Source organism: Nocardia sp. NPDC019395 (assembly GCF_040632335.1).
Classification (GTDB): Bacteria; Actinomycetota; Actinomycetes; order Mycobacteriales; family Mycobacteriaceae; genus Nocardia.
This window is the reverse complement of the sequence record NZ_JBEYBT010000001.1, coordinates 1307904-1331409: the sequence shown is the minus strand read 5'-3', so window position 1 is coordinate 1331409 and position 23506 is coordinate 1307904. Positions and strand designations below refer to the sequence as shown.

Sequence of the window (23506 nt, the reverse complement as noted above, 5' to 3'; positions counted from 1 at the left end):
AAACAGGACATACCCTGGAAGGGTGTGGTACCAGCTGCTCGCCGATCTGACAGCCGCCACGCACGTGCTGTTCATCGGCTACGTGGTGGCGGGTGGTTTTGTTGCCTGGCGTCTGCCGCGCACGATCTGGCTGCACGGCGGGGCGGCGGCCTGGGGTTTCGGAACGGTGCTGATCGGCTTCGACTGCCCGCTCACCTATGCCGAGAACTGGGCCCGGCAGCATGCCGGACAGCAGGGGCTGCCCCCGGAGGGGTTCATCGACCACTATCTGACCGGCGTCATCTACCCGGAGAGCATGCTGAACGAGGTGCGCATACTCGTGGCGGTATGTGTTCTGGTGTCGTGGGCGGGCTGGTGGTGGCGTGTCCACCACGATCCGGGCCGTTCCACCGCCCGGATCACCGGCTGACCGGGTGCACTCGCGGTGACAATGTGATGAAAATCGCTGTGCCGACGGGTAACTCGAGGATCGCCCGCTACTCCGGCCAGTACGCTCGGTGCAGTGGACGTCGGCGCACGGCTTGTTCGTGATTACGAGGACGGCGCGGGTATCGCCGGATCGGGCCCGGTGGACTGGCCCGACCCCGGAAATTATCTCGCCGCGACCCTGCCGGTTTGGGGTCTGGCCGCCGGATCCGTGCAGGCATTCCGGGCGGCAACCGACCGTTACCGCGCCGCCGCGGGCACAGCTCCCATCCGGCACCACCTCGAACCCGAACGTATCGCGGCCTCGTTCACCAGCGATCGACTGCTGCGAATCGACGGCGTGCCCGTCGGCGGCTTCGCCGATCTCTCCGGATTCTTCCCCACCTTCGACGGCTGGGTACGCACGCACGCGAACTATCCGCACCACCGCGCCCGCCTCCTGGCCGCGCTCGAATTACCCGCCGACGCACCCGTGGACCAGGCCGAGTCCCAGATCGCCATGATTCGCGCCGCGGATCTGGAAGAACTGGCGGCGGCGCGGGGGGCGATCGCGGTCCAGGTCCGCGACGAGGCACAGTGGCGGGCACATCCCCAGTCCGGTTCGGCCGCATCCGGGCCGCTCGTGGCTGTGGTCGAACGCACGGACCGCCGACGCTACACCTTGCCGGTCTCCGGTACCCCGTACCAGCCGCTGCAGGGTGTGCGGGTACTGGATCTGACCCGGGTGATCGCGGGTCCGGTAGCGACGCGGGCGCTTGCTCTGCTCGGCGCGGAAGTCGTACGGGTCGATCCACCGCACCTACCGGAGATTCCGTGGCAGTACACCGATACCGGCCAGGGGAAGCAATCCACAGTGCTGGACCTGCGGACGCCGAACGCCTCGTGGGAGGGGTTACTGGATTCCGCCGACGTCCTGGTCACCGGATACCGCCCGGGGGCGCTGGAACAACTGGGTTTGGCCGGCCGGCCCGGCCTGGTACATGCCCGGGTGAGTGCCTGGGGATTCTCCGGTCCGTGGGCGGGCCGCCGCGGTTTCGACAGTATCGTGCAGGCCGCCACGGGGATCGCGGTGATCGAAGGGGCCTCCGCGATACCCGGGGCACTACCCGCCCAGGCGCTCGACCATGCCTCCGGATATCTGCTCGCGGCCGGTATCGTCGACGCGCTCACCGCCCGGACTGCGGACGGATTCGGCCGCGATGTCCGGGTATCGCTGGCCCGGACCGCCATGTGGCTGCTGTCCGAACGCGGCCGCACGCCCGATCACCCCGTGCCGGCGGTCCCGGGCCCCCGTACCACCGTGACGCACGGCGCAGTCACCACCGCGGCACCCGCTCTGGCCGAATTTCCCGACTACCCGTTCCCGGCGAAGGACTACGGTCGCGCCGAGCCCCACTGGTCCGAGACGCCCGTGCAAGAATCAGGGTGGGCAGCCGAAGACCCGTGATGCTGCGTCATATCCCCGCACGGCGCCGGGCGCCTCGGGCACGCCGAGCCGGCGCCGGCTACCGCGACCGACAATGCAGCCCGACGGCCCGGCCCGATATATCGGCGGTCAGAGCCCGGTGGACAACTGCACGACGACCTTGTCCTGGGTGATCTCGCGAACTGTCAGGTCCAGGCCCTGCGCCTGTTCGGTCGACCCCATCGGTACGACGACCTCCTGACCCGCGACCTTGATCCGCGCGGTCTCCCCCTCGACCCCGGCGAGTTCGGCATCTACTCCCAAAACGCTGACCTTCGCGTTCACGCCCCGGTCGAAGGTCACCGTGCAGCCGCTGACCTCGCATTCGCTCGTCGCGCCCGAACCGGTGGCGGTACAGGCGGAAACTCCCAGGGCCGCGGCGGCTACGAGCAGAGCAGCGGCGGTCAGCCGTCGAACAAACATGCGACCAGTGTAAGGATCGAACGTAGTACCGGCACCGGGTTCGGTACCTGAACGATCACCACGGGGCGCGGGTGGCCCGGATCTCGGCCAGCGATACCCCGCGGCGCCTGCGGGCGAGCGCCCGCAATGCGCTCGCGTTGACGTAGCCGACCTCCCGTGCCACGGACTCCACCGTGAGGCCGGTCGTCCGGAGCAATCGGGTGGCCTTGTCCAACCGGATATCGTCGGCGAAATCCTTGGGCGACATTCCGAGCGCCGCGCGGGTGGCCCGCTGCAGGCTGCGCTCGGTGACACCGAGTTCCCGTGCGGCGGTCGTGATCAGGAACTGGTCGGAGATATGTTCGCGTACCCACCGCTCATAGCCGACTATCAGCGGATTACCCCGGGCGACCACTTCCGGGATGATGTAGGCCGCCTGACTGGGCCGGTCAGCGACCGTGAGGTAGCGCATCGCGCGTTCCGCCAGTACCGGACTCGTCCGGTAGACCAGGGACAGGGCCATATCCATATGCGATAACGAGGCACCGGCTGTGGTGATCCCGTCGGCGTGGCAGACGATGCGGCTCTCGTCCAGTTCCACCCCGGGATAGCGGCCGCGGAAGCTCGCCCCCAGCCACCAACTCGTCGTCGCCGGCGTTCCCTCGAGAACCCCGGATTCGGCCAGGAAGAACGTCGCGGTACACGCTGCCGCGAGATGTACGCCCTGGTCGCGCGCATACCGGATAGTGTCGAGAACCTCTGCGTGCGCGGGAGCCGAGACGAGTTCGACCAGTGGTCCGGGGTCCAGCACATCCACTGCGGCCACCGCGAGTGTGTCGAACGGCCGGGTGATCTCGTGTACGGGGGTGGTGGGCACGAGGTTCCCGCTCGCGGAGCGCACGGACTCACCGAGCGATACCGTGCGCACATTCCACGCGGCGGGCGGATGTTCCAGCTCTTTGCGGAGGGCGTTGACCGTGCTGAACGCACCGAGTAGTGCACCCAGACCGAAATCGGCTACACCGTCCACCACAAAAATGCCCACATCCACGCCCGCAGAATACGGAGCTACGACCCGCCTGTGAAACCGAGCGGTCTATTAAGTCGCGCGCGGCCGGTTCGGGCCGAATGTCGCAAATGGATCGTTTCCTGTCGCGTCTGCCCCTCGGCCGGGGCCGATATGCCCCGTAACGTCAGGGCACGGCGGTGCCGTCGCGACCGAGCGGAGGCGCCGTCTTTCGTATGAGCGTAGGAGATCGAGGGTGAACGGCCGGCCATGACCATTGCGCGACCCGGGACCGATACGGTTCGCGAATCCGGCCCACTCCGCCGAATCTCTCGCATCCCGCACTCGTCCGGCGAATCGACCGTCCGCCGCGGCTGATACGGGCCAGTCGATATCGGGGCCCGCCGACAGTCCGCGGCGCGCCCCATTCCGCCGGACGCGGTGTACGAATGCGCAGTTGCGGCGCTGCGGGGTGCGCCGCAACGCGACTGCCGTACGCCCGCTGTGCTCGGGAACGGTTCTCGTTCCCGAGCACAGGTCGCGGGCAGTACCCGGGTCAGAAGCCGGGTGTGTCGACGTCGATATCGGGGGTGAGGATCCCGCAGACCTTCCAGCCGCCGTCCTCCTTGACCAAATCGTAGGTCGCTTTCGAGGTGGTCTGTTCACCGAGCATTTCCATGGTCATCGTCATGGTGAATGTCCCGGTATCGCTGCCCGAGGGCACGTCCACGCTCTCGAGCGACGTCTCCGGCTCCGGCATATCCGAGGGCACACCGCTGGGGGCCGCGGCGGGGTTCTGGTTCTCGTACTGTTCGATCTGGTCCAGGCCCGCCTGGCACACCAGATCTTTCGGATCGCCCTGCTGGTCCACCCAGGCCTGCGCTACCCCGTTCGGGTCGTCGTAGCCGCCGCCCACGGCCGACCCGCTACCACCGAAGACGAAATAGGCGCCCACCCCGACCGCGATCAGGACGACGGCCACACCGCCGATGATGAGCGCGATCTTGCCGCCGCTCCCTCCGGACGAGCGTGGCGGCTGACCGTAGCCGCCCGGCCCCCCGAATTGCGGCTGCCCCGGGGGGTACGGCTGCTGACCGTACTGGGGCTGACCGGGATACGGCTGCCCCGGCATGGGCTGACCGGGGTACGGCTGGCCCGGTATGGCTTGCCCACCCATCGGCTGGCCCGGCATGGGCTGGCCCGGATACGGCTGCCCCGGAGGGACTGGCTGACCAGGCTGGTTCTGGTACGGATTGGGTGGTTGCGGGTGACCCATTCGGAAAGTCCTGTTTCCCTTGTTTCCTGCGCGGAACCGGAACGGCGCCGCGTCCTCACACTGATTTCCCCACGGCCCCGTGGCGTTAACACTGAATTCCTGGTCACACTGTACGCACGATCGAACCGGTTGCGCCGCGCAGGACTTCGCGTGCGGCGTTGCCGCTGCCCCCACCATGCGTTTACCCTGCTCGCCGCGTCGGCCACACCTTCGGCTCCGCGAAGTCGGAGGTCACCCGATAGCATCGTGGCCGTGCGGCCGGCGAAACCGATCGGGAGCCCCGCCACTGCCTTTCCGATGATGCGGACGGTCCCGCGCGCGGATATTGCCGGCGCGGACCGATGAGAAATTCCGGGCTCCCGCGTCTACCCCAGCAAGACCGATAACGATCCTCGGAGCCGCCGGACAGACCCGGAAGCCCTGGGATCACAGCCCGAGGGCTGATGGAAGGACAAAATCATGGGAACCATCGCCGTCCACGAATTCATTTCCCTCGACGGGGTCTACGAGGATCCGTCGTGGACCTTCGAGTTCGGATTCGACCCGCAGATGGGCGAGACACTCGCCGCGATCACCGGTGCCGCGAAGGCCATCCTGCTCGGTCGCTCCACCTTCGAAATGTTCGCCCCGGCCTGGTCCACCCGCACCGCCGAGGACGACCCGGGCGCGCCCTTCTTCAACGACACGGTCAAATATGTCGTAGGGAAGCATGAGCCGCAGGCCGAGTGGGCCAACAGCCGCCGGCTCGGCAGCTACGATCCCAGGGCGATCCGCGAGCTGAAGAACGATACCGACGGCACCATCTACATCAGCGGTAGCGGCACCTTGGTCCGGGGTCTGTTCGCGGACGGGCTCGTCGACGATCTGCATCTGTTCGTCTACCCGATCGCGCTGGGCAAGGGCGAGAAACTCTTCGCCGACGGGGTCGATGCCACCAAGCTCGAGCTCAAAGCACACGACGTCTACGCCAATGGTGTGGTGCACCTGGACTACGGTTCCGCGCGATCCTGAGCCGCCGGTCGAGCCGGGTGGCCCGTGTATCACCCGGTTGCGGGTCCGCCACCGACTATGTTCGACACCAGTGCCGAAACAACCAGGAGGAGCCGTATGCCGGACCCGGTCCACACCACCGCCGACGACCTGATCACCGGGCTCTCGGACGAACAGCGCGCCGGGCTGGGCAGCGGACGGGACTTCTGGTCCACCGAACCGGCCGGGGATATCCCGTCGATCTCGTTGTCCGACGGGCCCCACGGCCTGCGACACCAGGATCCGGCCCACAGTGGTGATGCGCTGGGGATCGGACCGAGTATCCCGGCCACGTGTTTTCCACCGGCGGTCGGATTGAGTCAGAGCTGGGATCCCGAGATCGCCGCCCGGGTCGGCGCGGCGGTCGGCCGGGAAGCACAGGCGGCCGGGGTGCAGATCGTGCTGGGGCCCGGAATCAACATCAAACGAGACCCGCGCTGCGGCCGGAACTTCGAGTACTACTCCGAGGATCCGCATCTCACCGCGGCCCTGGCGACCGGCTGGGTACGTGGACTGCAAGAGCAGGGTGTCGGCGCCTCGCTGAAACATTTCGCGGCCAACAACGCCGAGTTCGACCGGATGCGGTCCAGTTCGGATATCGATCCGCGGCCACTGCGGGAGATCTATCTGCGCGCCTTCCAGCGGGTTGTCACGGACGCGGCGCCGTGGACCGTGATGTGCTCGTACAACAAGATCAACGGCGTGTATGCCTCGCAGAACCGCTGGTTGCTCACCGACGTGCTGCGCGGCGAATGGGGTTTCGACGGGGTGGTGGTGAGCGACTGGGGTGCGGTCGACGACCGGGTCGCCGCGGTGGCGGCCGGACTGGATCTGGCGATGCCCGGCCCGGACAACGCCGGTGACCAGCGCGTTGTCGCCGCGGCGGGTGACGGAACCCTTCCCGCCGGCGCCCTGTCCGAGGCGGCTCGCCGGACGGCGGCCCTGGCGATTCATGCCGCCGGCGAGGCGCGCCCCGATACCGAGTGGGATATCGACGAGCATCACGCGATGGCCCGCGCGGTCGCCGCCCGCTGCGCCGTTCTGTTGAAGAACGACAACGGCCTGCTCCCGCTCGCACCGACCGGGAGTATCGCGGTGATCGGGGAATTCGCCACCGAACCCCGCTATCAAGGCGGTGGATCGTCCCATGTCAACGCCACCCGGGTGGATATCGCGCTGGACGAGATCCGGGCGCTCGCCGGGTCCGCGACCGTCACTCATGCCCGGGGGTTCGATACCGCGAACGAATCGGCGGCACCGGAACTGCGTGCGCAGGCAGTCGAGGCCGCCGAGGGCGCCGATACCGCCGTCCTGTTCCTGGGCCTGGCCGCCGCACAGGAGTCGGAGGGGTTCGACCGGGACCATATCGAACTACCGGCCGACCAGATCGAACTCCTGCACGCTGTGCGCGCGGTGCAGTCACGCGTGGTCGTCGTGCTGGCACACGGCGGTGTGCTGCGCCTGGCTCCGATCGCCGGCGCCGCCGATGCCGTCCTCGACGCGGCCCTCCTCGGGCAGGCGGCCGGTGGCGCGATCGCGGATCTACTGTTCGGCGTCGCCGATCCGTCCGGCAGGCTCACCGAAACGGTCCCGACCCGCCTCACCGATGTGCCCGCCTACGACAATTTCCCGGGCGAGCACGGGCATATCCGGTACGGCGAGGGGATTTTCGTCGGCTACCGCTGGTACGACCGGCGCGAACTCGAGGTGACCTACCCGTTCGGCCACGGCCTGTCCTATACGACATTCGAGTACGCCGACGCGCGTGCGGTCGCCGGGCAGGAGACCGTCACGATCACGGTCCGGGTGACCAATACCGGCACACGACCGGGCCGAGAGGTCGTGCAGGTATACCGCGGCCTGGCATCGTCCGCGGTGCTGCGCGCACCCCGGGAGCTGTGTGGATTCGCCACAGTGGAACTGGAACCCGGTGCCGCGCAGGAGGTCACCGTGACGATTCCGCGCGATGAATTCGCCTATTGGGACGACCGCATCGGCCGCCGGGTCGTGGAGGGCGGCGAATACAGGCTGTATATCGGTGCCTCCAGCCGCGACCTGCGGGCACAGGCCGAGGTAACGATCAGCGGTGACCGGGTCGCCGTGGCACTGACCCGGGAATCGAGCCTCGCCGAGGTCCTGGCGCACCCGGTCGCCGGACCGGAACTGGGCGAGCGGCTACAACCGCTGCTCGGAGATTCCGGCGCCGCGGCCGGTGCCGATCTGGGTATCGATATGGCGCGCATGGTCGGATCGATACCGATCGGACGCCTCGCGCTCACCTTCGGTGGCCTGATGACCGCCGAACAACTCGACGACTTCCTCGCCCGCGCCAACACCGCCGCGGCGGACCACTGAGCCCGTGGTGCGGACCGGCCCCGGTCAGCCCAGTGCCGCGACCCGTGCCCGGGCGCCGCGGTACTCGTCGAGGAGGCGATCCACCACAGCGGCGGTCGGGCGCACCTCGTCCACGGAGCCGATACCGTGCCCGGCACCCCAGATATCGCGCCACGCCTTAGGCTCGTCGGAGCTCAGGAACTCCAGCGACCCCGTCTCATCTTGCGCCCCCAGCGCGTCCGGGTCGAGACCCGCGGCGGTGATACTCGGGCGCAGATAATTACCCTTCACCCCGGTGAAGTAGTCGGTGTAGACGATATCGTCGGCGCTGCCGGTCACGATCATCTTCTTGTACTCGGGTTCCGCGTCGGCTTCGTCGGTGGCGATGAACATCGAACCGATATAGGCGAAATCGGCTCCGGCGGCCAGGGCGGCCAGCACGCTGTCGCCGTGCGCGATCGCACCCGAGAGCGCCACCGGGCCGTCGAACCATTCGCGGATCTCACGGATCAGCGCGAAAGGCGAGATGGTCCCGCCGTGGCCGCCGGCGCCGGCCGCCACCGCGACCAGTCCGTCGGCTCCCTTCTCGATCGCCTTGCGTGCGTGGACGTTGTTGATCACATCGTGCAGCACCACACCCCCGTAGGCGTGGATGCGCTCGTTCAATTCGGGGCGGGCACCGAGCGAGGTGATCACGATCGGAACCCGGAACTCCTCCAGGATCGCCAGATCCTCGAGCAGGCGGCCGTTGCTCTTGTGCGCGATCAGGTTCACCGCATAGGGGGCGGCATCGGGAGCCGCACCGAGTTCGGTGGTGATCCGAGTGAGCCATTCGCGCAGTTGATCCGTGGTGCGCGCGTTGAGCGCCGGGAAGGATCCGATGATGCCGGCCCTCGCCTGGGCCACGACCAGTTCGGGGCCGGACACGATGAACAGCGGGGCGGCGATAACGGGCAGGCGCAGGTTCGCGCGCAAGATCGCGGGTAGTCGCTCGGTCACGAAACCGACACTAACAGACGGCGCATGCCATCAGTTATCGCTCGGGCAGTGAGGGATACGCCACACAGACCGGCTGACAAGCGCTTCCGGTACTACTTCCGCGGAAGTCCCAGCACGAACGTCGAGATGGTGTTGAGCTGGATTTCGAGGGTTCCGCCGCCGATGACCCAGGTCGGGATATCGAGTTCGTGGTGCACCGGCTCCGATACCGCTTCCCCGAGCGCGGCCGCGGGGCCGATGAGTCCGAGCGCCGCGGCCGCGGCGTCGGTATGCAAGATGGACGCGGCGGCCTTGGCGACACTGGTGGCCGGCCCGACACTGTGGCCGTCCAGCCGCCGGATCGTTTCTCGCAGATTCATCGCCGAGATCGCGGCGCCCCGCGCACTGATCCGGCCGAGAGTACGCACCGCGTCGTCCCGGGTACCGGCGTACTCACCGCGTTCGATAATGCCGCGAATCCGCTTGTTGTGGCCCGGATCCCGCACCCCGCCGATGAACAAGCGTTCCTGCGCCAGCGTTTCCAGGGTCAGCGCCCAGCCCTGACCGGGCTCACCGAGCACCATCTCGTCCGGGACGAACGCATCGTCGAAGAACACCTCGTTGAATTCGGCGTCACCGCTGGCCTGCACGATCGGCCGCACCTGGACACCGTCGGCGTGCATATCGACCAGGAACATGGTCAGCCCGGCATGCCGGCCCGCGTCCGGGTCGGTGCGCGCCAGCAGCAGCCCCCAATCGGAACGGTGCGCGAGAGTGGTCCAGATCTTCTGTCCCTGCAGCCGCCAGCCGCCGTCCACCCGGGTCGCCCGCAGGCTCAGCGACGCCACATCGGACCCCGCCTCCGGTTCGCTGAACAGCTGACACCAGATCTCCTCACCACGCAGCGCCGGTCCGGCCAGCCGGGCGAGCTGGTCAGGTGTGCCGCGGTGCAGCACGATCGGCACCACCCACTGCCCGATTCCCATCGACGGCTGGGCGATCCCGTGCCGGTCGTATTCGTCCTGCAGGATCAGTTGTTCCAGCGGACCCGCCTCGATCCCATAGGGCTGGGCCATCGGCGGCGATACCAGACCACTCTCGGCGAGCAGGGCGCGCCGGGGGCCGGTATTCACCGAATCGTCGTCCCCGATCTTCGACGGGTTCGTATTGTCCAGTTGCGCCGCCCGGTCCAGGATCTCCGAAACCCATTCGCGGAAGGACGAATCCGTTTCCGGCAGCGGGACGGCGAAATTACGGGGACCGTGCAGAGCGGCCTCACCGAGCCGCAGTTCCCACGACTCCACGGGACCGGCCAGACCCGCCAGGGCCATCGCGCGCCGCCAGTACAGGTGCAGATCGTGCTCCCAGGTGAAGCCGATGGCACCGTGCAGGGCGAGGCATTCCACCGCGGCGTGCACCGCGTTTCCGAGGGTGCTGAGCACCGCACCAGCGACGGCGTGGGTCCGCTGCCCGGCCTCGTCACCGAGACCGCGAACAGCGTCCCAGGCGGCCGCCGTGGCCAGCTCACTGGTGATCAGCAGCTGGGCGGTGCGATGCTGCACCGCCTGGAAGGCGCCGATCGGCCGGCCGAACTGTACGCGCGATTTGACGTATTCGGTCGCGGTATCGCAGCACCAGCGGATGACCCCGGACGCCTCCACCGCCAGGAACGCGACCGCGACAGCGACCGCCCGATCCGTATCGAGTTCGACCGGTACGGCCACGGATACGTCCCGGAAGCGGACCACGCCGATATCGCGGCCCAGATCTGCGCCGTCTTTCGCCTCCACCTCGACACCCGCGGCATCGCGTTCGACCAGGAACCACCGGGTCTCCGCGCCCGCGGCCGCTGCCACCAGGAAGAGTTCGGCGGACGCGGCGCCGAGAATCAGACCGGTTTCGCCGCTGAGTCCCGATCCGGTGCGATCGTCCGCGATTCCGGTGACGACGGCATGTTCCGGCCCGATCAGCGCACCGGTGGCGCCGTCGGCGAATCGCCGCAACACGGCTTCGGCTGCGGAGTCCTCCCCCACTGCTTCGCGCAGCACCGTGCTCGCGACAACCGTCGGCAGCAACGGGCCGGGCAGCAGTGCACGGCCAGACTCGGCGAGTACGACGGCCAGGTCGTCGAGCGTTCCGCCCTGACCGCCCACTGTTTCCGGCAGATGCACGCCGGTGAGCCCGAGCGCGACCAGGTCCGGCCAGAACTCCGGTCGGAGGCCCTGTTTCAGGCGATCGGTGTTCTTGCGTGTGTATTCCCGGCCCGCGTATCGGTCGGCGAATCCGGTGACGGTTTCGGCCAACGCCGTCTGGTCGGCAGTCAGGGCTACAGGCACGGCTATCACTCCGGTAGAGGGGGTCGAACCAACGATCCCGGTTCGGTGCGGGACAACCAGATTAGAACACGTTCTACTCGACGTGTGGCAAATCCGCGCTATTGCAGGGTCCCGCATCCACGACCGGAACACCGTCAGATAATCGACCCCACATCCTGCGCGACCAGCTTGTCCATGGCTCGCTCGGCAACAGCGGCGATGGTCATCGAGGGGTTGCAGGCGGCGGCATTTCCGGGGAGCAGGGCACCGTCCAGAACATAAAGTCCGCGCTGTCCCAGCACCCGCCCCTCGAGATCACAGACCGAACCCATGCACGCGCCGCCGAGCGGATGCCAGGTGGACGGGAAGGCCCGGTTGGTATCTCCCACCACGGACGCCGGACCGGCCACCTTGTGCACGGTTTTCTCGATCTGCCCGTACTGGATCGCCGCGTCACCGTCGGCGGGCCAGGACAACCGGGCACTGTCGGTGGCCGAATCGTAGACGAAGCGGCCGCGCGCATCACTGACGCCGTATCCGACCAGCATCGTCGTCCGGGCATCCGTCCCCAGCGGCGGTATCGATGCCTGGATCACGGTATGCGCCGTGGCGGGATCGTTCCAGTTCAGGCTGCCGTAGACGACCGGTCCACCCTGCTCGGCGCCGAAATCCTCGGCCAGGTTCGTCCAGGTATAGATCCGGTCGGCATTCGTGCCCCATCCGGTGCCCAGGCCGTCGGACATATCCGGGATCAGGCCCTTTCCGGCTGCCCGCATGAGCAGCTCGGTCGTATTGAGACTGCCCGCTGCCATGATGAGCGCTTCGGCGCTGAGCACCTTCTGCTCCAGCACGCGCGCGTTCTCGTCGGTCTTGTCCACGTGCACGATCCAGCGTCCGTCCGCGCCGCGCTCCACCTCGGTCACGTTGTGCATGACCCGCACGTCGACCAGTCCGGTGGCTTCGGCCGCCGCGATGTAGGTGACGTCGACCGAATGCTTTCCGCCGTTGTTCACGCCGAATGCTCCCGCCCCGTTGGAGTAGGCGGCCTTCATCTCACCGCGCGTCTCGGCGAGCGCGTAGTTCCAGTCGATGGGCATCGGAATCTTGGATACCGGCAGACCGGCTGCCGAAGCATTACGCGCGAATACCCGGGCTGCCTTGTAGTTCGGATGCGCGATCAGCTCATCCGGGGCGACCGCCAGCTGCAGCATGGACGCGACGCGTGGATAGTGGACCCGGTCCATCGACCGCCAGTCGAGTTCCTGCGGGAAATGGGTGTTGAAAACCGCCTCGGTGGGCTGGAGCGACATCCCTTGGTAGAGCAGCGAACCGCCGCCGAGGCCGGCGGCGCACAGCGCGGTCATGTTCTCGCCGGCCACCGCATCGAGCAAGCCCGTGTAGGGGTCGAAAACGGCAGGCTTGCCGAACAACTGCGGATCGGAGCCGTGCCACAGGAGCCGTTTATCGGGCTCGAGCGGGTTGCCGAAAGTGTTCGCGTTCGGTCCGGTGGCCCACCGTTTCCCGCGCTCGAGCAGCAGGACCGGAACGCCGGCCTGGGCCAGGCGCAGTGCGGCGATCCCACCGCCGAAGCCCGACCCGATCACGATCACCCGGTGTTGCTCACGTACCACCGGGGTTCGCCGGCGCGGGAGCCGAAGTGTGCTGTCCGCCGCGGCGACTCCCGAACCTGCCGCCGCGATACCTGCCGCCGCGGCGGCACCCCCCAGGAAAGTGCGCCGAGAAATTGCGGACAAGACCGACCTCCGTACCTGCTGTGCACACGACTCCGCGCGTGGGCGCGCCGTCGCTGCACCGCCGGCGCGCGCAGCGGCCGGGACAGCCGACAAGCGGAGTGCCCGCGACGGGTTCCGCGAGCGGGCTCAAAAGTAGATACATGTCACACAGAGTGTCAAGAACCTATCGGTCGATTGCCCAACTGCGTCCAATCGATCTCGAGGAGCCTTATCACACCAGCTCAGCAGTAATTTACCTGGTTCACCCATAGTGACCTGGACAACTGTCCAGCGCAGGTACGAGCGGGTACGGTCATTCAGCGAGCGCTTTCGAGTTCCACTTTCAGCCGATCCAGCGTCCGGCGGATATTGCCTTCCTGGAATTCGGCGAACCCCCGCCGGCCGGTGGCCACCCGGTCGAACCACAGGGCGGGAGTATCCGGCCAGCGGGTCCGGTCGTCGTACCAGATCTCGGTGATCCGGGTTCCGCCGGAAACTTCTTCGAAGCGGTACTCCCAGGTGGCCACAGCCACCCGCAGCATCGGTTTCCACAGCCCCCACCGGCGTACCCGGAAAGCGAACCGGCTCGGCCGTTCGGCCACGGTCACCGTGCATTCGGTATGCCACCGCATCGGACCACGCCGATTCGCCCCCACGAACGTCATACCCGGATACGCGGGCCGGCCGGGTTCGGCGACCACCGCACCGGTGTTCTCCGGACTCCACCGGCCCATCTGCGTCACATCACTCACCGCGTCGTATGCGGTATCCGGATCCGTATCCACCACAATGCTGCCGGACACCTCGGTGGTCCGGGTTATCTTCACCACGGCTCTGACTCCTTGTCGGCCTTCGTCGTTGTCGATCTCGCGCACTCCGCCGAAGTATCGGCTTCCGCGTCACACCCGGACCGGATGCCGTATTTCATCAGCGGCACGATAACGGTCCGGATGAAGGACCGAGCCGTATCCTCGTCGTCGAAATCCACGCCCGCGGTCGGCGTCAGCATCAGCGAATGTGCCATCCGGGCAACCAGTTCCGCTATCGGCCGCGGATCGTAACGGGCCAGCACACCCAGCTCCTGCCCGGCCGTCAGCACACCGGCGATGTATTCGATCCCCTGAGACACCATCTCCTGACCGCGGACCGTGTAGAACCCCAGCGCCTCCTCCGGCGCCACCGCGAGCAACCGGGTGACCAGCGGATGGGTCCGGGTGAGCCGGAGGACGAACAGTACGGTCTCCTCGATCTGGGCATCGGTTCCCTCGGTCGTGGACGCGATCGTCGTCGCCTCCGCGAGTATCCGCCCGATCTCCCGGGACAGGGCCGCTTCGATCAAGGCGTCCTTGCTGGAGAAGCGGCGATAGATGGTCACCCGGTTTATCCCGCAGCGGCGCGCGATATCGTCCAGACTGCTCCGCCGGACGCCGACCTGCAGAATCCGATTCAGGGTGGCGTCGAGAATCCGTTCGTCGACCTCGTCATAGCTACGGAACATGCGGCGGAATTATAGACCGCGTTTCATTGTCTCATCGCCGCCCGGCGTTCGAGGCGTACTCGAGGAGCGCCTGTACCGCCCGCTCCGCGCTCTGTGCGGCGCTCTCCATCGTGGCCGACCAGTCGGTCCGGGTCCAATCACCGGCCAGCATCAGATTCGGCACCGAGGTCCGCTGATCCGGGCGCAGACCGTCGGTGCCCACAACCTGCGAAAAGGTCGCCTTGGGCATTTTCACGACCTGCGCGTGGACCAGTTCGGCCGCCTCGGCTTCCGGATAGTAGCGGCGGATCAGCGCCAGCTGTTCCTCGACGATCTCGTCGTTGCTCTTGTGGATCTGCTCGTAGGCGCCACTGGTGGTGAGGCAGTAGAGCCAGGCGCCGTCCGGAGTTCGGCGATGCATCCGCTGCCGGTCGAATACCTCGTCGATCACGCCCGTCCCACCGATCAGGGCCTCCATGGCCGATTTCGTCTGCAACGGGCGGTCCAGGTACAGGTTGGTGCTGACGATCGGCGTAACACCCAGTTTATCGGCGGCGGCGTAGATTTCGGCGTGCTCGGGCAGATCGTCGAGCAGACCGTGGATCCGGGAATTGGGTACGGCGCACACGACCGCATCGGCCGGGATCTCGGTGCCGTCCATGAGCTGCACCCCGGTCACCAGGCCGTCGGTGACAACGATCCGGCGGGCCACCGTCCGGTAACGCACGTCCACGCCGTATTTCTCGAATGCCCGTTCGGCGCCGGTGATGTAGAGGGTGTCCAGGTCAACGGTGGGATAGCCGATGGTGACCCCGACCCGGTCCTGCGCCCCGATCCGGATACCGGTGGCCAGCACATCGGCGAATACTTTGGCCGATTCGCGCTGCACCGGTTCGGCCGCGATCCCCAGCGCCAGCCAATCCCACAGCGCCTCGCGGGCTTTGGTGGGCATACCGACGCGCTCGAACCACTGCTCGGTGGTGATATCGGCCAGGTCGGCGGGCTGGAACAGCGCCTGGCGGCCGAGCCGCGCGGTGGCCCGCAGCGCCCGCAGCCGCTCGAGGACTCCCGCATCGGGATGCGCGCCGAGTAGCGTCCGGAAAGCACGAAAACCCTTGGTGTGCAGCCGCACTGCCCGTCCGCCGGGCCAGCGCAGTGTCCCGCCGCCCGGGAACTCCACATGTTCGCGGGTGCCCACGCTGTCGAGGTACCGGAACAGGCTGCGGTAGCCGCTGGCCACCACGTGCTGACCGTTGTCCGGGATATCCCCGACCTCCGGAACCCGCATGGCCTGGGTCCGTCCGCCGAGCCGGGCCCGCCGCTCGAGCAGTGTCACCTGCTTCCCGGCCTCCGCCAGCCATACGGCCGCGGCGAGCCCGGCCAGCCCACCGCCTATTACGACATACCGGCGGGAATCGTTCATGTTCTTCTCCAAGACCTCGTCGAGCCCGTCATTGACACAATGTAACGCAATCAATACATTCGTTTCATGGGTTCCGACAACACTGGTTTCGCCGTCCCCACGCGACACCCCGGCGGCCCGGTCGCCGTCCCCGGGCTGAAACCGTTCGCCATGATGATGGGTATCGGCGCCCCCGACGCCGCCCGCTGGGAGGCCATGGGCCGATCACTACTCGTCGGCGACGAGCCGATGGACACACTGGTCGACTGGATGATCGCGACCGGGATGGATACCACCCGGCCGCTCTTCGAGCAGGCCCTGGCCCGCGGTATCGACTCCGTTCCGGACGCACCGCAACCGCTGCGGGACTTCTTCACCGCTGTGGAAACTCCCCCGGCCTGGCTGGACCCCGAACTGGTGCGCCGCGGCGAGCAGGCACTGCGGCGCGGCGGCTACGACGGCCTCTACCTAGCCCGCGACGTCTCCTTCCTCGGTGGCTACCTCGCGTCCGGTTTCAACAAGACGCTGCTGCGCACCGGCGCCCTCGAGAAGGGCCCCGCCCAGCGTTTCGCCGAAACCATGCAATGGGCGATCGATGTGCAGAACGGGATGGAGAAGTTCGGCCCCGGCTACCGGTCCACCCTGCACGTACGTTTCGTTCATTCGCTGGTCCGCCGCCACGTCGCCGCCATGCCGGACTGGGACGAGCAGGCCTGGGGGCTGCCGATCAACCAGACGGATATGGCCGCCACCCTGGTCGGCGCGCTCATCGCACCGTTCATCGGCGGCCTGGCCATCGGCATCGTGCCCTCGCGCGGCGACCGGGAGGCCGCCGCCCACCTCGCCCGGTACGTGGGCTGGCTCATGGGGGTCGCCGACGAGTGGCTACCCACCGGATACCGCGACAGTGTGCGCATCCTCTATCACACGATGACCGCCATCACCAATCCGGACGACACCACCCGCCAGCTCGCCCTGCCGATGGCAAACGACCCACTGACCTGGAACTATCCGAATATGCCCTGGCTGCGCGGCCGGATCGCCCGGGCTCAGCATCTCTCTATCTCCAGCATGTATCTCGGCCCGGGCGCCATGCGCAAACTCGGCCTCTGGCCGTACATGCCGCCGTGGTATCCGATGCTCCGACTGCCGGTGAACCTCGCGCGTAGCGCGGCCACCAGATTCAGCTCCACGGCCCGGGACCGCGCCGAGGAACGCGGGCAGCGGGAGCAAGCGGAGTTCAAACGCCGGCTCGTCGGGACCGGTCCCGCGGAGGTGGGCAGGTCGGCACAGCATCTCCAGGCCACGGCCTGAACTTCGCGCGCTTCTGAGCCCGGCCAGCGCGCCCGACGCGGAGTGGCGGCGCGCCGTGCGGCCGAGGTCGCGCCGACTGCCTCGAGCTCGGCTGTCCACGACCGCCGGATCCCCTGGTGCCGCGAAACCCGTTGTGCCGGAACAGTTCGGCTGAGAGGATCGCTGACCGTGCACGATTACGAGACGCTGGTGGACAAACTTCGGGGAACGCTGGTGGGTGGTGCGGTCGGGGATGCTCTGGGCTGGCCGATCGAATTCCGGTCATTGGCGAATATCCGGGAGGGATACGGCCCTGCCGGTATCACCGATTTCCTCCCCGGCCCGGTGCCGGGCGGGCCGGCGGACATCACGGATGACACGCAGATGACCCTGTTCACGGCCGAAGGGTTGCTGCGCTGCCCGCCCGGCACCGATGCCGTTCCGGTACTCCGTCACGCATACCTGCGCTGGCTGGCGACCCAGCAGAATCCGGAACCCTCGCCCGATCCCGACGGATGGCTGGCCGGGCTGAAGTTCCTCTACGCGGTTCGGGCGCCGGGCAACGCCTGTATGACCGGCCTTCGACGCCAGGCCGCCGGGTATATGCCACCGCGGCCGTTCGGCGAACCCGGCCCGGTGAACGCGCACTCCAAGGGCTGCGGGACGGTTATGCGCTCGGCTCCGTTCGGCCTCACCGGGGCGGGTCCCGGCGACGCATTCGACCTCGCCGCCCGATGTGGCCAGCTGACCCACGGCCATCCGACCGGATACCTGGCCGCCGGTGCGTTCGCTGCCCTCGTCGACCACCTCGTCGGGGGCACCGCACTCCGTACCGCTCTCGACGATGTCACGGCCCGGCTCCGTGCGATTCCGGGCGGCGAGGAGGCCACCGCGGCACTGGATCACGCTGTCGCGCTGGCCGATTCCGGTCCCGCGACTCCGGAAGGCGTGGAACAGGTCGGCGAGGGATGGATCGCCGAGGAATGTCTCGCCGTCGCCGTGTACTGCGCCCTGTACGCGCAGCGGTCCGGCGATGTGCGCGGCGCGCTGTTGCTGGCCGTGAACCATTCCGGCGATTCCGATTCCACCGGGGCCGTCGCCGGAAACCTCCTCGGTGCCGGGCACGGGCTGTCCGCACTGCCGGTGGAATGGGTCGGTGCGGTTGAGGGTCGCGATGTACTCATCCAGGTCGCCGACGATCTGGTGACCGGCTTCCACTACGCCGACCGGTCGCGGGCGGGCGGCCGATACCCGCTGGATCAGGCCGTGGGTAGCTGAGCGGGTGACCAGCACTTTCACCGACACTTCTACGAAACACTCGGCATAGCCCCGCTGGGCAGCTATAAACGTAAGCCGGGCCCCATCGACGATCGCGGGCCGACCCGAAACCGAGGAAGACAGGACATATGGAGATTCAGGGAGCACGGGCAATCGTGGTCGGAGGCGCCTCTGGCATGGGCCGGGCCAGCGCCGAACAGCTCGCCGCGCGCGGGGCGAAGGTCGTCGTCGTCGACCGGACAGCCAGTGAGGGCAGTAAGGTCGCCGCTGATCTCGGGGGTTCCTTCTTCGAAGCCGACGTCACCGATCACGCCGGCGTCGAATCGGTACTCGCCGAAGCTGTCGAACAGCTGGGTGGGCTCGATATCGCGGTCAACACCGCCGGCGGCGGGATCGCCAAGCGCACACTGTCCAAAACCGGGCCGCACGATCTGGAATCGTTCACTCAGATCATCAACCTCAACCTGATCTCCACATTCAATCTCAACCGGTTGCAGGCATGGCATATGAGCCAGGGCGAGCCGAATGCCGACGGCGAGCGTGGCGTTATCGTCAACACCGCCTCCATCGCGGCCTTCGAAGGACAGATCGGGCAGGTCGCCTACACCGCGGCCAAGGCCGGGATCGCCGGGATGGCCCTGACCATGGCACGCGACCTGGGCTCTGTCGGCGTGCGGGTCCTCGCCATCGCACCCTCGTTGTTCGACACCGGAATCCTGGCCGGCGTACCGGAAGAGATGGTCACCCCGCTGGTCGCGGGTAACGCGTTCCCGAAGCGAATGGGGCGGCCGGAGGAATACGCGAAACTGGCCTGCGCCATCGTGGACAACCCGATGCTCAACGGTCAGTGCCTGCGGCTCGACGCCGGTATGCGATTCGCCCCCAAGTGAACCGGTGGGCCCGGCGGCGGCAGACCCCGAGCGGGCGCCGCCGCCGGTTCCGTTTCCAGGGGCACCGCGGGACTCCCGGCGGCGGCACACCATAATGGTCTCGACGGTTGCTCGAACACCCGCGGCTCATGGCCGCACGTCGCACCACTGGAGGTGGCCATGAGCCCGGAAGCCGTGCGAGCCGCGGAGTCGGTGGCCGATCGGCTCACCCTCGAACGCGTCGGAGAGTACCGGTTCCGGGGGCGTATCCACGACGGACCCTCGCGGCGCAGCTACGGCGGCGAGGTCGCGGGCCAGGCGGTACTGGCAGCCGGCCACACCGCACCGGCGGATCGCCCGATCCATTCCGCACAGACCTACTTCCTGTTGCCCGGGGACACCACGGTACCCACCGAGTTCGCGGTCGAACCGGTACGCGACGGTGGCTCGTTCTCGACTCGCCGGGTGGAGGCGATCCAGAACGACAGGGTGATCTTCACGATGCTCGCGTCGTTCCACCGCCCCGAAGAGGGCCTCACCCACCAGATCGCCACTCTCGATACACCGGGACCCGACGAGGTACCCGACCTCGACGCGGTTTTCGCGGGCCACCCCGCCGCCCTGCAATGGACCACGACGTTCCTCGACGCCCTCGGTATCGACGCCCGGTTCCCGGATCCACCGGCCCGCGCGCACGCCATGCGAGGTGAGGCATCATCGGCCCGGCAACGGGTGTGGCTGCGCACCCGGCAACCGCTACCCGACACGCAGCTCGAACAAGCGGCCTGCCTGATGTACCTGAGCGATCTGCTGCTGCTCTCGGCGACCACCGGACCGCACGGAGAGGCCCTGCGGGATCAGGATCTCCAGGTCGCGACCGTCAACCACTCCATCTGGTTCCATGCCCCGCTCCGGGTCGACGACTGGTTCCTGCACGATCAGTACGGCCGGTGGTCGGGCGGGGCCCGCGGACTCGCACACGGCGAGATCCTCGACCGCTCCGGCCGGCTGTGCGCGACCACCATGCAGGAGGGGCTGATCCGGCGGCGCTGAATCCGCCGCGGACGCCTCGTCGCGGCCACACGAGGGCTGTTCGCGGCCCCGCACTACCCGCTACGCGCCGTCACCGGCCGCTTCCGGGGCCGCCGCGACGTGGCCACGATCAGCCGATACGTCCCGGCGCGGTGCTCGGTCACCAGCTCCGACAGCGAATTCCATGCCGGTCAGCTCCTCGGCCACAGCCCACAACCGACGCCCGGTCTCCGGATCCTGAGTCAGGGGCGAGGCGGGCACCGCGACCGGTGGCCCCACCAGCCCCCAGCGTTTCGCGGGCCCGTAGAAGCCGCCACCGGCCACCGCGGGATCGAGCGCGGCCCGCAGGATGGGTTGTGCCCCCTGCTCCGGGGTCTGGGTGACCAGGCGCGCCAGGGTCATCACCACATCGCTGTAGGCGATCCGGACGAGCAGGCTCTCACCCCGCAGGATGGTCGACCGCACGCCACCGGGATGCGCGCCCACCGACAGCGCCCGGGCGCCGGCCGCCCCGAGGCGGCGCTGCAGTTCGACCATGAACGTTGTGGAGGCCATCTTCGACCGCGAGTAGGTACTCAACCGGCCGAAGCTGTGTTCGGATTGCAGATCGTCGAAATCCAGTGCCGCGTTGCGGCGGCCGTGGCTGAGACTCCCGACGCTGACCACCCGGCCGGCCGGTGCGGCGGTGATCAGATCGATCAATTGTGCGGTCAGCGCGAAATGCCCCAGGAAGTTGATCCCGAAATCGCTTTCGAACCCGTCGGCGGTCAGCGTGCGGGTACCGGCCACGACACCCGCGTTGTTGATCAGCAGGTCGATTCCGGGCAGTTCGGCGTGCAACCGGCGGGCGCATTCGGCGATCGAGGTCAGGCTCCCGATATCGATATGCGCTGTGCGGATATCCGCGCCCGGTACCGAATCCTCGATATCCTGCTTCGCTCGCGCGGCCGCGGTGTCGTTACGACAGGCCAGTACCACGGTCGCACCCCGACGGGCCAGGCCGCGCGCCACTTCCAGCCCGATACCGGTGTTCGATCCGGTCACCACCGCGGTGCGGCCCGACTGATCGGGCGCATCTGCCACTGTCCACAATTCGTTCGAAGAGCTCACGGCATCTATCCAGTTCCAGCGGGTTCACGCCACCCTCGGTCGAGGTCCGTCATACGCCGACGGGTAGCCGGTCCAGCCCGAAGTATAAGATAATTCTCCGAACACGAGAATATGATTTCCGATGGGAATCGCCGAGAAACCGCCGCGCGGCCCGGTGCCCTACCGGCGCGCCGACCCCACGGCCGGACCGCCGCCTTTCCGGCCGACACCACCCAGGATCAACCGTTCCTCGGCAGTGCCCGGCGCGCATACCGGCCCCGACGGCCACCAATCGTGCAACGACACCACGCCCGGCTCGACCAGCTCCAGACCGGTGAAATAGCCGACGATCTCCTCCCGGCTCCGGTACCAGCCGGACCCCAGCCCCTTCTCCACGAAACGCCGCTCCACTTCCCGCGCGAGCTCATGATCGGGCGATCCGTCGGCCGGGTCCCAGAAATGCGAAATCGCCACATAAGAGCCGGGACTCAGCGCCTCCACGCAGCGGGCCACAATGCCCGCCGGATCCGCCGCGTCCGGGATGTGATGAAGCACCGCGCCCAAGATCACCGCCACCGGACGTTCGCGATCCAGGTACCGCCAGACCACCGAATCACCCGTCAGCACAGCGGGATCGGTGAGATCGCCGGGAAGGTAGACGGTGTCCTCGTTCGTCTCCAGCAGCACCCGGCCGTGCGCGCTGCACATCGGGTCGTTGTCCAGGTAGACGACCCGAGCCCACGGATTCACCAGCTGAGCGATCTCGTGAGTGTTACCCATCGTGGGCAATCCGGCTCCGGCATCCAGGAATTGCTCCACACCCACAACTCCGGCCAGATAGCGGACGACCCGGCGCCGCCAGGCCCGATTCCGGCGCGAGACCTCACGCATTCCGGGCGCGATCTCCAGGACCGCATCGAGTGCGCGGCGGTCGGCCTCGAAATTGTCCTTACCTCCGAGGCTGGCGTCCTGGACCCGGGCGATACTCGCCCGCGAGGTATCGACCCCGGCCGGGCGGCGCCCGGGGTCCGGCGAGGGGAACGGCGAATCTGGCATCGGCTTCTCACTATCGGGTTGTGGCCGGGCTCGGCATCGACAAATAGGGCTCGACCGATGTGACGGGGATCCGGTGGCGAATTCATCGCTGTCCGAGCAGATCTGCCGAAAGATTCTTCTTCCCCACCGTGTTCTCGCAGTTCGCGCCGGGATTCGCTGTGCTCCCCCGGATAATTCGCTCGCCGCCGCACCCGCGCAACAAAGATGATGAGGCGGACCCGGCCGGATGGCATACCCGCGACAGCCCCGCATGCCCCGGGGAACAGGAGGACCGCGCGATGGAGAGCACCGATCAGCTTCTGCTGGAAGGAGTCGTCGGTTCGACGGCGTACGGCCTGGCCGGACCCACCAGCGATATCGACTACGCCGGAATCTTCGTGGAACCGACCCGCAACCTGCTGGGCCTGCACCCGCCCACGCGGCTGACCCGGCAGGGACGCGACGGCGCCGACGCGACCTACCACGAAATCGGCAAGGCCATGCGGCTCATGCTGTCGTGCAATCCCACCGCGACCGAGATCCTGTGGCTGGACGACTACACCGCGACATCCACTTTCGGCCGCGAACTCGTGGAGCTCCGGCGCTGCTTCCTGTCCGCGGACCGGGTGCGCGACGCGTTCGTCGGGTACGCCACCAGCCAGTTCCGGCGGCTGCTCGCCGGCGGCCGGACGCCGGACCGCCGGGCCAAACAGGCCCGCCACACCCTGCGACTGCTGTGGCAGGGCTATGAGCTCTACACCACCGGCCGGCTGCCCATCCGGGTACCGGACCCTGATCGCTACCACGCTCTGGGTGCCGCGGCCCGGGAGGATCCCGCGGCGGATGCGGTGGCCCGGCTCATGGCCGAATACGAGGCACGTTTCGACCGCGCGGTCACGGTTCTGCCGCACGCTCCGGACGAGGCGCCGCTCGACGACCTCTTACAGCGCGTGCGGCGGGCGAATCTCGATTCTCCGGAAGCCGCCGCCCAGAAGGGAACAGCGTTCTAGAGTATTCCTACAACTCGCGCGCGGCCGGCCTGTTCCCTGACGCGCGCACCATGGAAT

Annotated in this window: 20 protein-coding genes; 9 read left to right on the top strand and 11 right to left on the bottom strand. The window is 67.8% G+C overall.

Features of this window, described 5'->3' with window-relative positions:
* The first annotated feature begins 22 nt into the window (after positions 1-22).
* Together ABZ827_RS05495 and ABZ827_RS05490 are read left to right on the top strand one after the other, a co-directional pair.
* The gene (locus tag ABZ827_RS05495; protein WP_357233092.1) at positions 23-409 is read left to right on the top strand and encodes a DUF2784 domain-containing protein; all 387 of its coding nucleotides are present in this window, start codon (positions 23-25) and stop codon (positions 407-409) included.
* A gap of 93 nt (positions 410-502) precedes the next feature.
* On the top strand, positions 503-1873 hold the full coding sequence (locus tag ABZ827_RS05490) for a CoA transferase (RefSeq protein ID WP_357233090.1): 1371 nt from the start codon (positions 503-505) through the stop codon (positions 1871-1873).
* Positions 1874-1981: 108 nt separating this feature from the next.
* On the opposite strand, the gene ABZ827_RS05485 is transcribed toward ABZ827_RS05490, so the two are convergent.
* The 3 genes from ABZ827_RS05485 to ABZ827_RS05475 form a co-directional block, all read right to left on the bottom strand.
* A complete protein-coding gene (locus ABZ827_RS05485) occupies positions 1982-2314 on the bottom strand; it encodes a hypothetical protein (protein ID WP_357233088.1) in 333 nt (110 codons plus the stop codon).
* Between the two features lie 55 nt (positions 2315-2369).
* Positions 2370-3344: a helix-turn-helix domain-containing protein gene (locus tag ABZ827_RS05480; protein ID WP_357233087.1), complete on the bottom strand. Its 975-nt coding sequence runs from the start codon at positions 3342-3344 to the stop codon at positions 2370-2372.
* 511 nt (positions 3345-3855) lie between these two features.
* On the bottom strand, positions 3856-4431 hold the full coding sequence (locus ABZ827_RS05475) for a hypothetical protein (RefSeq protein WP_357233085.1): 576 nt from the start codon (positions 4429-4431) through the stop codon (positions 3856-3858).
* A gap of 603 nt (positions 4432-5034) precedes the next feature.
* Here ABZ827_RS05475 and ABZ827_RS05470 point away from each other — a divergent pair.
* Together ABZ827_RS05470 and ABZ827_RS05465 are read left to right on the top strand one after the other, a co-directional pair.
* Positions 5035-5586, top strand: a complete 552-nt coding sequence (locus ABZ827_RS05470; protein WP_357233083.1) for a dihydrofolate reductase family protein — start codon at positions 5035-5037, stop codon at positions 5584-5586.
* A 96-nt stretch (positions 5587-5682) separates the two neighbouring features.
* A complete protein-coding gene (locus ABZ827_RS05465; protein ID WP_357233081.1) occupies positions 5683-7959 on the top strand; it encodes a glycoside hydrolase family 3 C-terminal domain-containing protein in 2277 nt (758 codons plus the stop codon).
* Between the two features lie 24 nt (positions 7960-7983).
* Here the strand turns inward: ABZ827_RS05465 and ABZ827_RS05460 are convergent, their stop codons facing one another.
* The 6 genes from ABZ827_RS05460 to hpnE form a co-directional block, all read right to left on the bottom strand.
* The gene (locus tag ABZ827_RS05460) at positions 7984-8937 is read right to left on the bottom strand and encodes a nitronate monooxygenase family protein (RefSeq protein ID WP_357233079.1); all 954 of its coding nucleotides are present in this window, start codon (positions 8935-8937) and stop codon (positions 7984-7986) included.
* A gap of 92 nt (positions 8938-9029) precedes the next feature.
* A complete protein-coding gene (locus ABZ827_RS05455) occupies positions 9030-11252 on the bottom strand; it encodes an acyl-CoA dehydrogenase (protein WP_357233077.1) in 2223 nt (740 codons plus the stop codon).
* A 134-nt stretch (positions 11253-11386) separates the two neighbouring features.
* Positions 11387-12985 (bottom strand): GMC oxidoreductase, encoded by a 1599-nt coding sequence (locus ABZ827_RS05450; RefSeq protein ID WP_357233076.1) that lies wholly within the window; start codon positions 12983-12985, stop codon positions 11387-11389.
* A 296-nt stretch (positions 12986-13281) separates the two neighbouring features.
* Positions 13282-13794 (bottom strand): SRPBCC family protein, encoded by a 513-nt coding sequence (locus ABZ827_RS05445; protein WP_357233074.1) that lies wholly within the window; start codon positions 13792-13794, stop codon positions 13282-13284.
* Positions 13788-14462, bottom strand: a complete 675-nt coding sequence (locus tag ABZ827_RS05440; protein ID WP_357233073.1) for a TetR/AcrR family transcriptional regulator — start codon at positions 14460-14462, stop codon at positions 13788-13790. Before ABZ827_RS05440 ends, ABZ827_RS05445 begins: the two co-directional genes overlap by 7 nt.
* 31 nt (positions 14463-14493) lie before the next feature.
* On the bottom strand, positions 14494-15864 hold the full coding sequence (gene hpnE / locus ABZ827_RS05435; RefSeq protein WP_357233071.1) for a hydroxysqualene dehydroxylase HpnE: 1371 nt from the start codon (positions 15862-15864) through the stop codon (positions 14494-14496).
* Between the two features lie 66 nt (positions 15865-15930).
* Here hpnE and ABZ827_RS05430 point away from each other — a divergent pair, with 66 nt between their 5' ends.
* The 4 genes from ABZ827_RS05430 (at position 15931) to ABZ827_RS05415 (ending at position 20336) form a co-directional block, all read left to right on the top strand.
* Positions 15931-17157: an oxygenase MpaB family protein gene (locus ABZ827_RS05430; protein WP_357233069.1), complete on the top strand. Its 1227-nt coding sequence runs from the start codon at positions 15931-15933 to the stop codon at positions 17155-17157.
* Between the two features lie 168 nt (positions 17158-17325).
* Positions 17326-18414 (top strand): ADP-ribosylglycohydrolase family protein, encoded by a 1089-nt coding sequence (locus tag ABZ827_RS05425; RefSeq protein ID WP_357233067.1) that lies wholly within the window; start codon positions 17326-17328, stop codon positions 18412-18414.
* 128 nt (positions 18415-18542) lie between these two features.
* A complete protein-coding gene (locus tag ABZ827_RS05420; protein WP_357233065.1) occupies positions 18543-19304 on the top strand; it encodes an SDR family NAD(P)-dependent oxidoreductase in 762 nt (253 codons plus the stop codon).
* Between the two features lie 159 nt (positions 19305-19463).
* Positions 19464-20336: an acyl-CoA thioesterase domain-containing protein gene (locus tag ABZ827_RS05415; RefSeq protein ID WP_357233063.1), complete on the top strand. Its 873-nt coding sequence runs from the start codon at positions 19464-19466 to the stop codon at positions 20334-20336.
* A 60-nt stretch (positions 20337-20396) separates the two neighbouring features.
* On the opposite strand, the gene ABZ827_RS05410 is transcribed toward ABZ827_RS05415, so the two are convergent.
* Both ABZ827_RS05410 and ABZ827_RS05405 read right to left on the bottom strand, forming a co-directional pair.
* Positions 20397-21425 carry an oxidoreductase gene (locus ABZ827_RS05410; RefSeq protein ID WP_357233061.1) on the bottom strand — a complete coding sequence of 343 codons (1029 nt, stop codon included), beginning with the start codon at positions 21423-21425 and terminating at the stop codon, positions 20397-20399.
* Positions 21426-21584: 159 nt separating this feature from the next.
* A complete protein-coding gene (locus ABZ827_RS05405) occupies positions 21585-22460 on the bottom strand; it encodes an SAM-dependent methyltransferase (RefSeq protein WP_357233059.1) in 876 nt (291 codons plus the stop codon).
* A 278-nt stretch (positions 22461-22738) separates the two neighbouring features.
* Here ABZ827_RS05405 and ABZ827_RS05400 point away from each other — a divergent pair, with 278 nt between their 5' ends.
* Entirely contained in the window at positions 22739-23449 is a 711-nt protein-coding gene (locus tag ABZ827_RS05400) for a nucleotidyltransferase domain-containing protein (protein ID WP_357233057.1), read from the top strand.
* Positions 23450-23506: the final 57 nt, after the last annotated feature.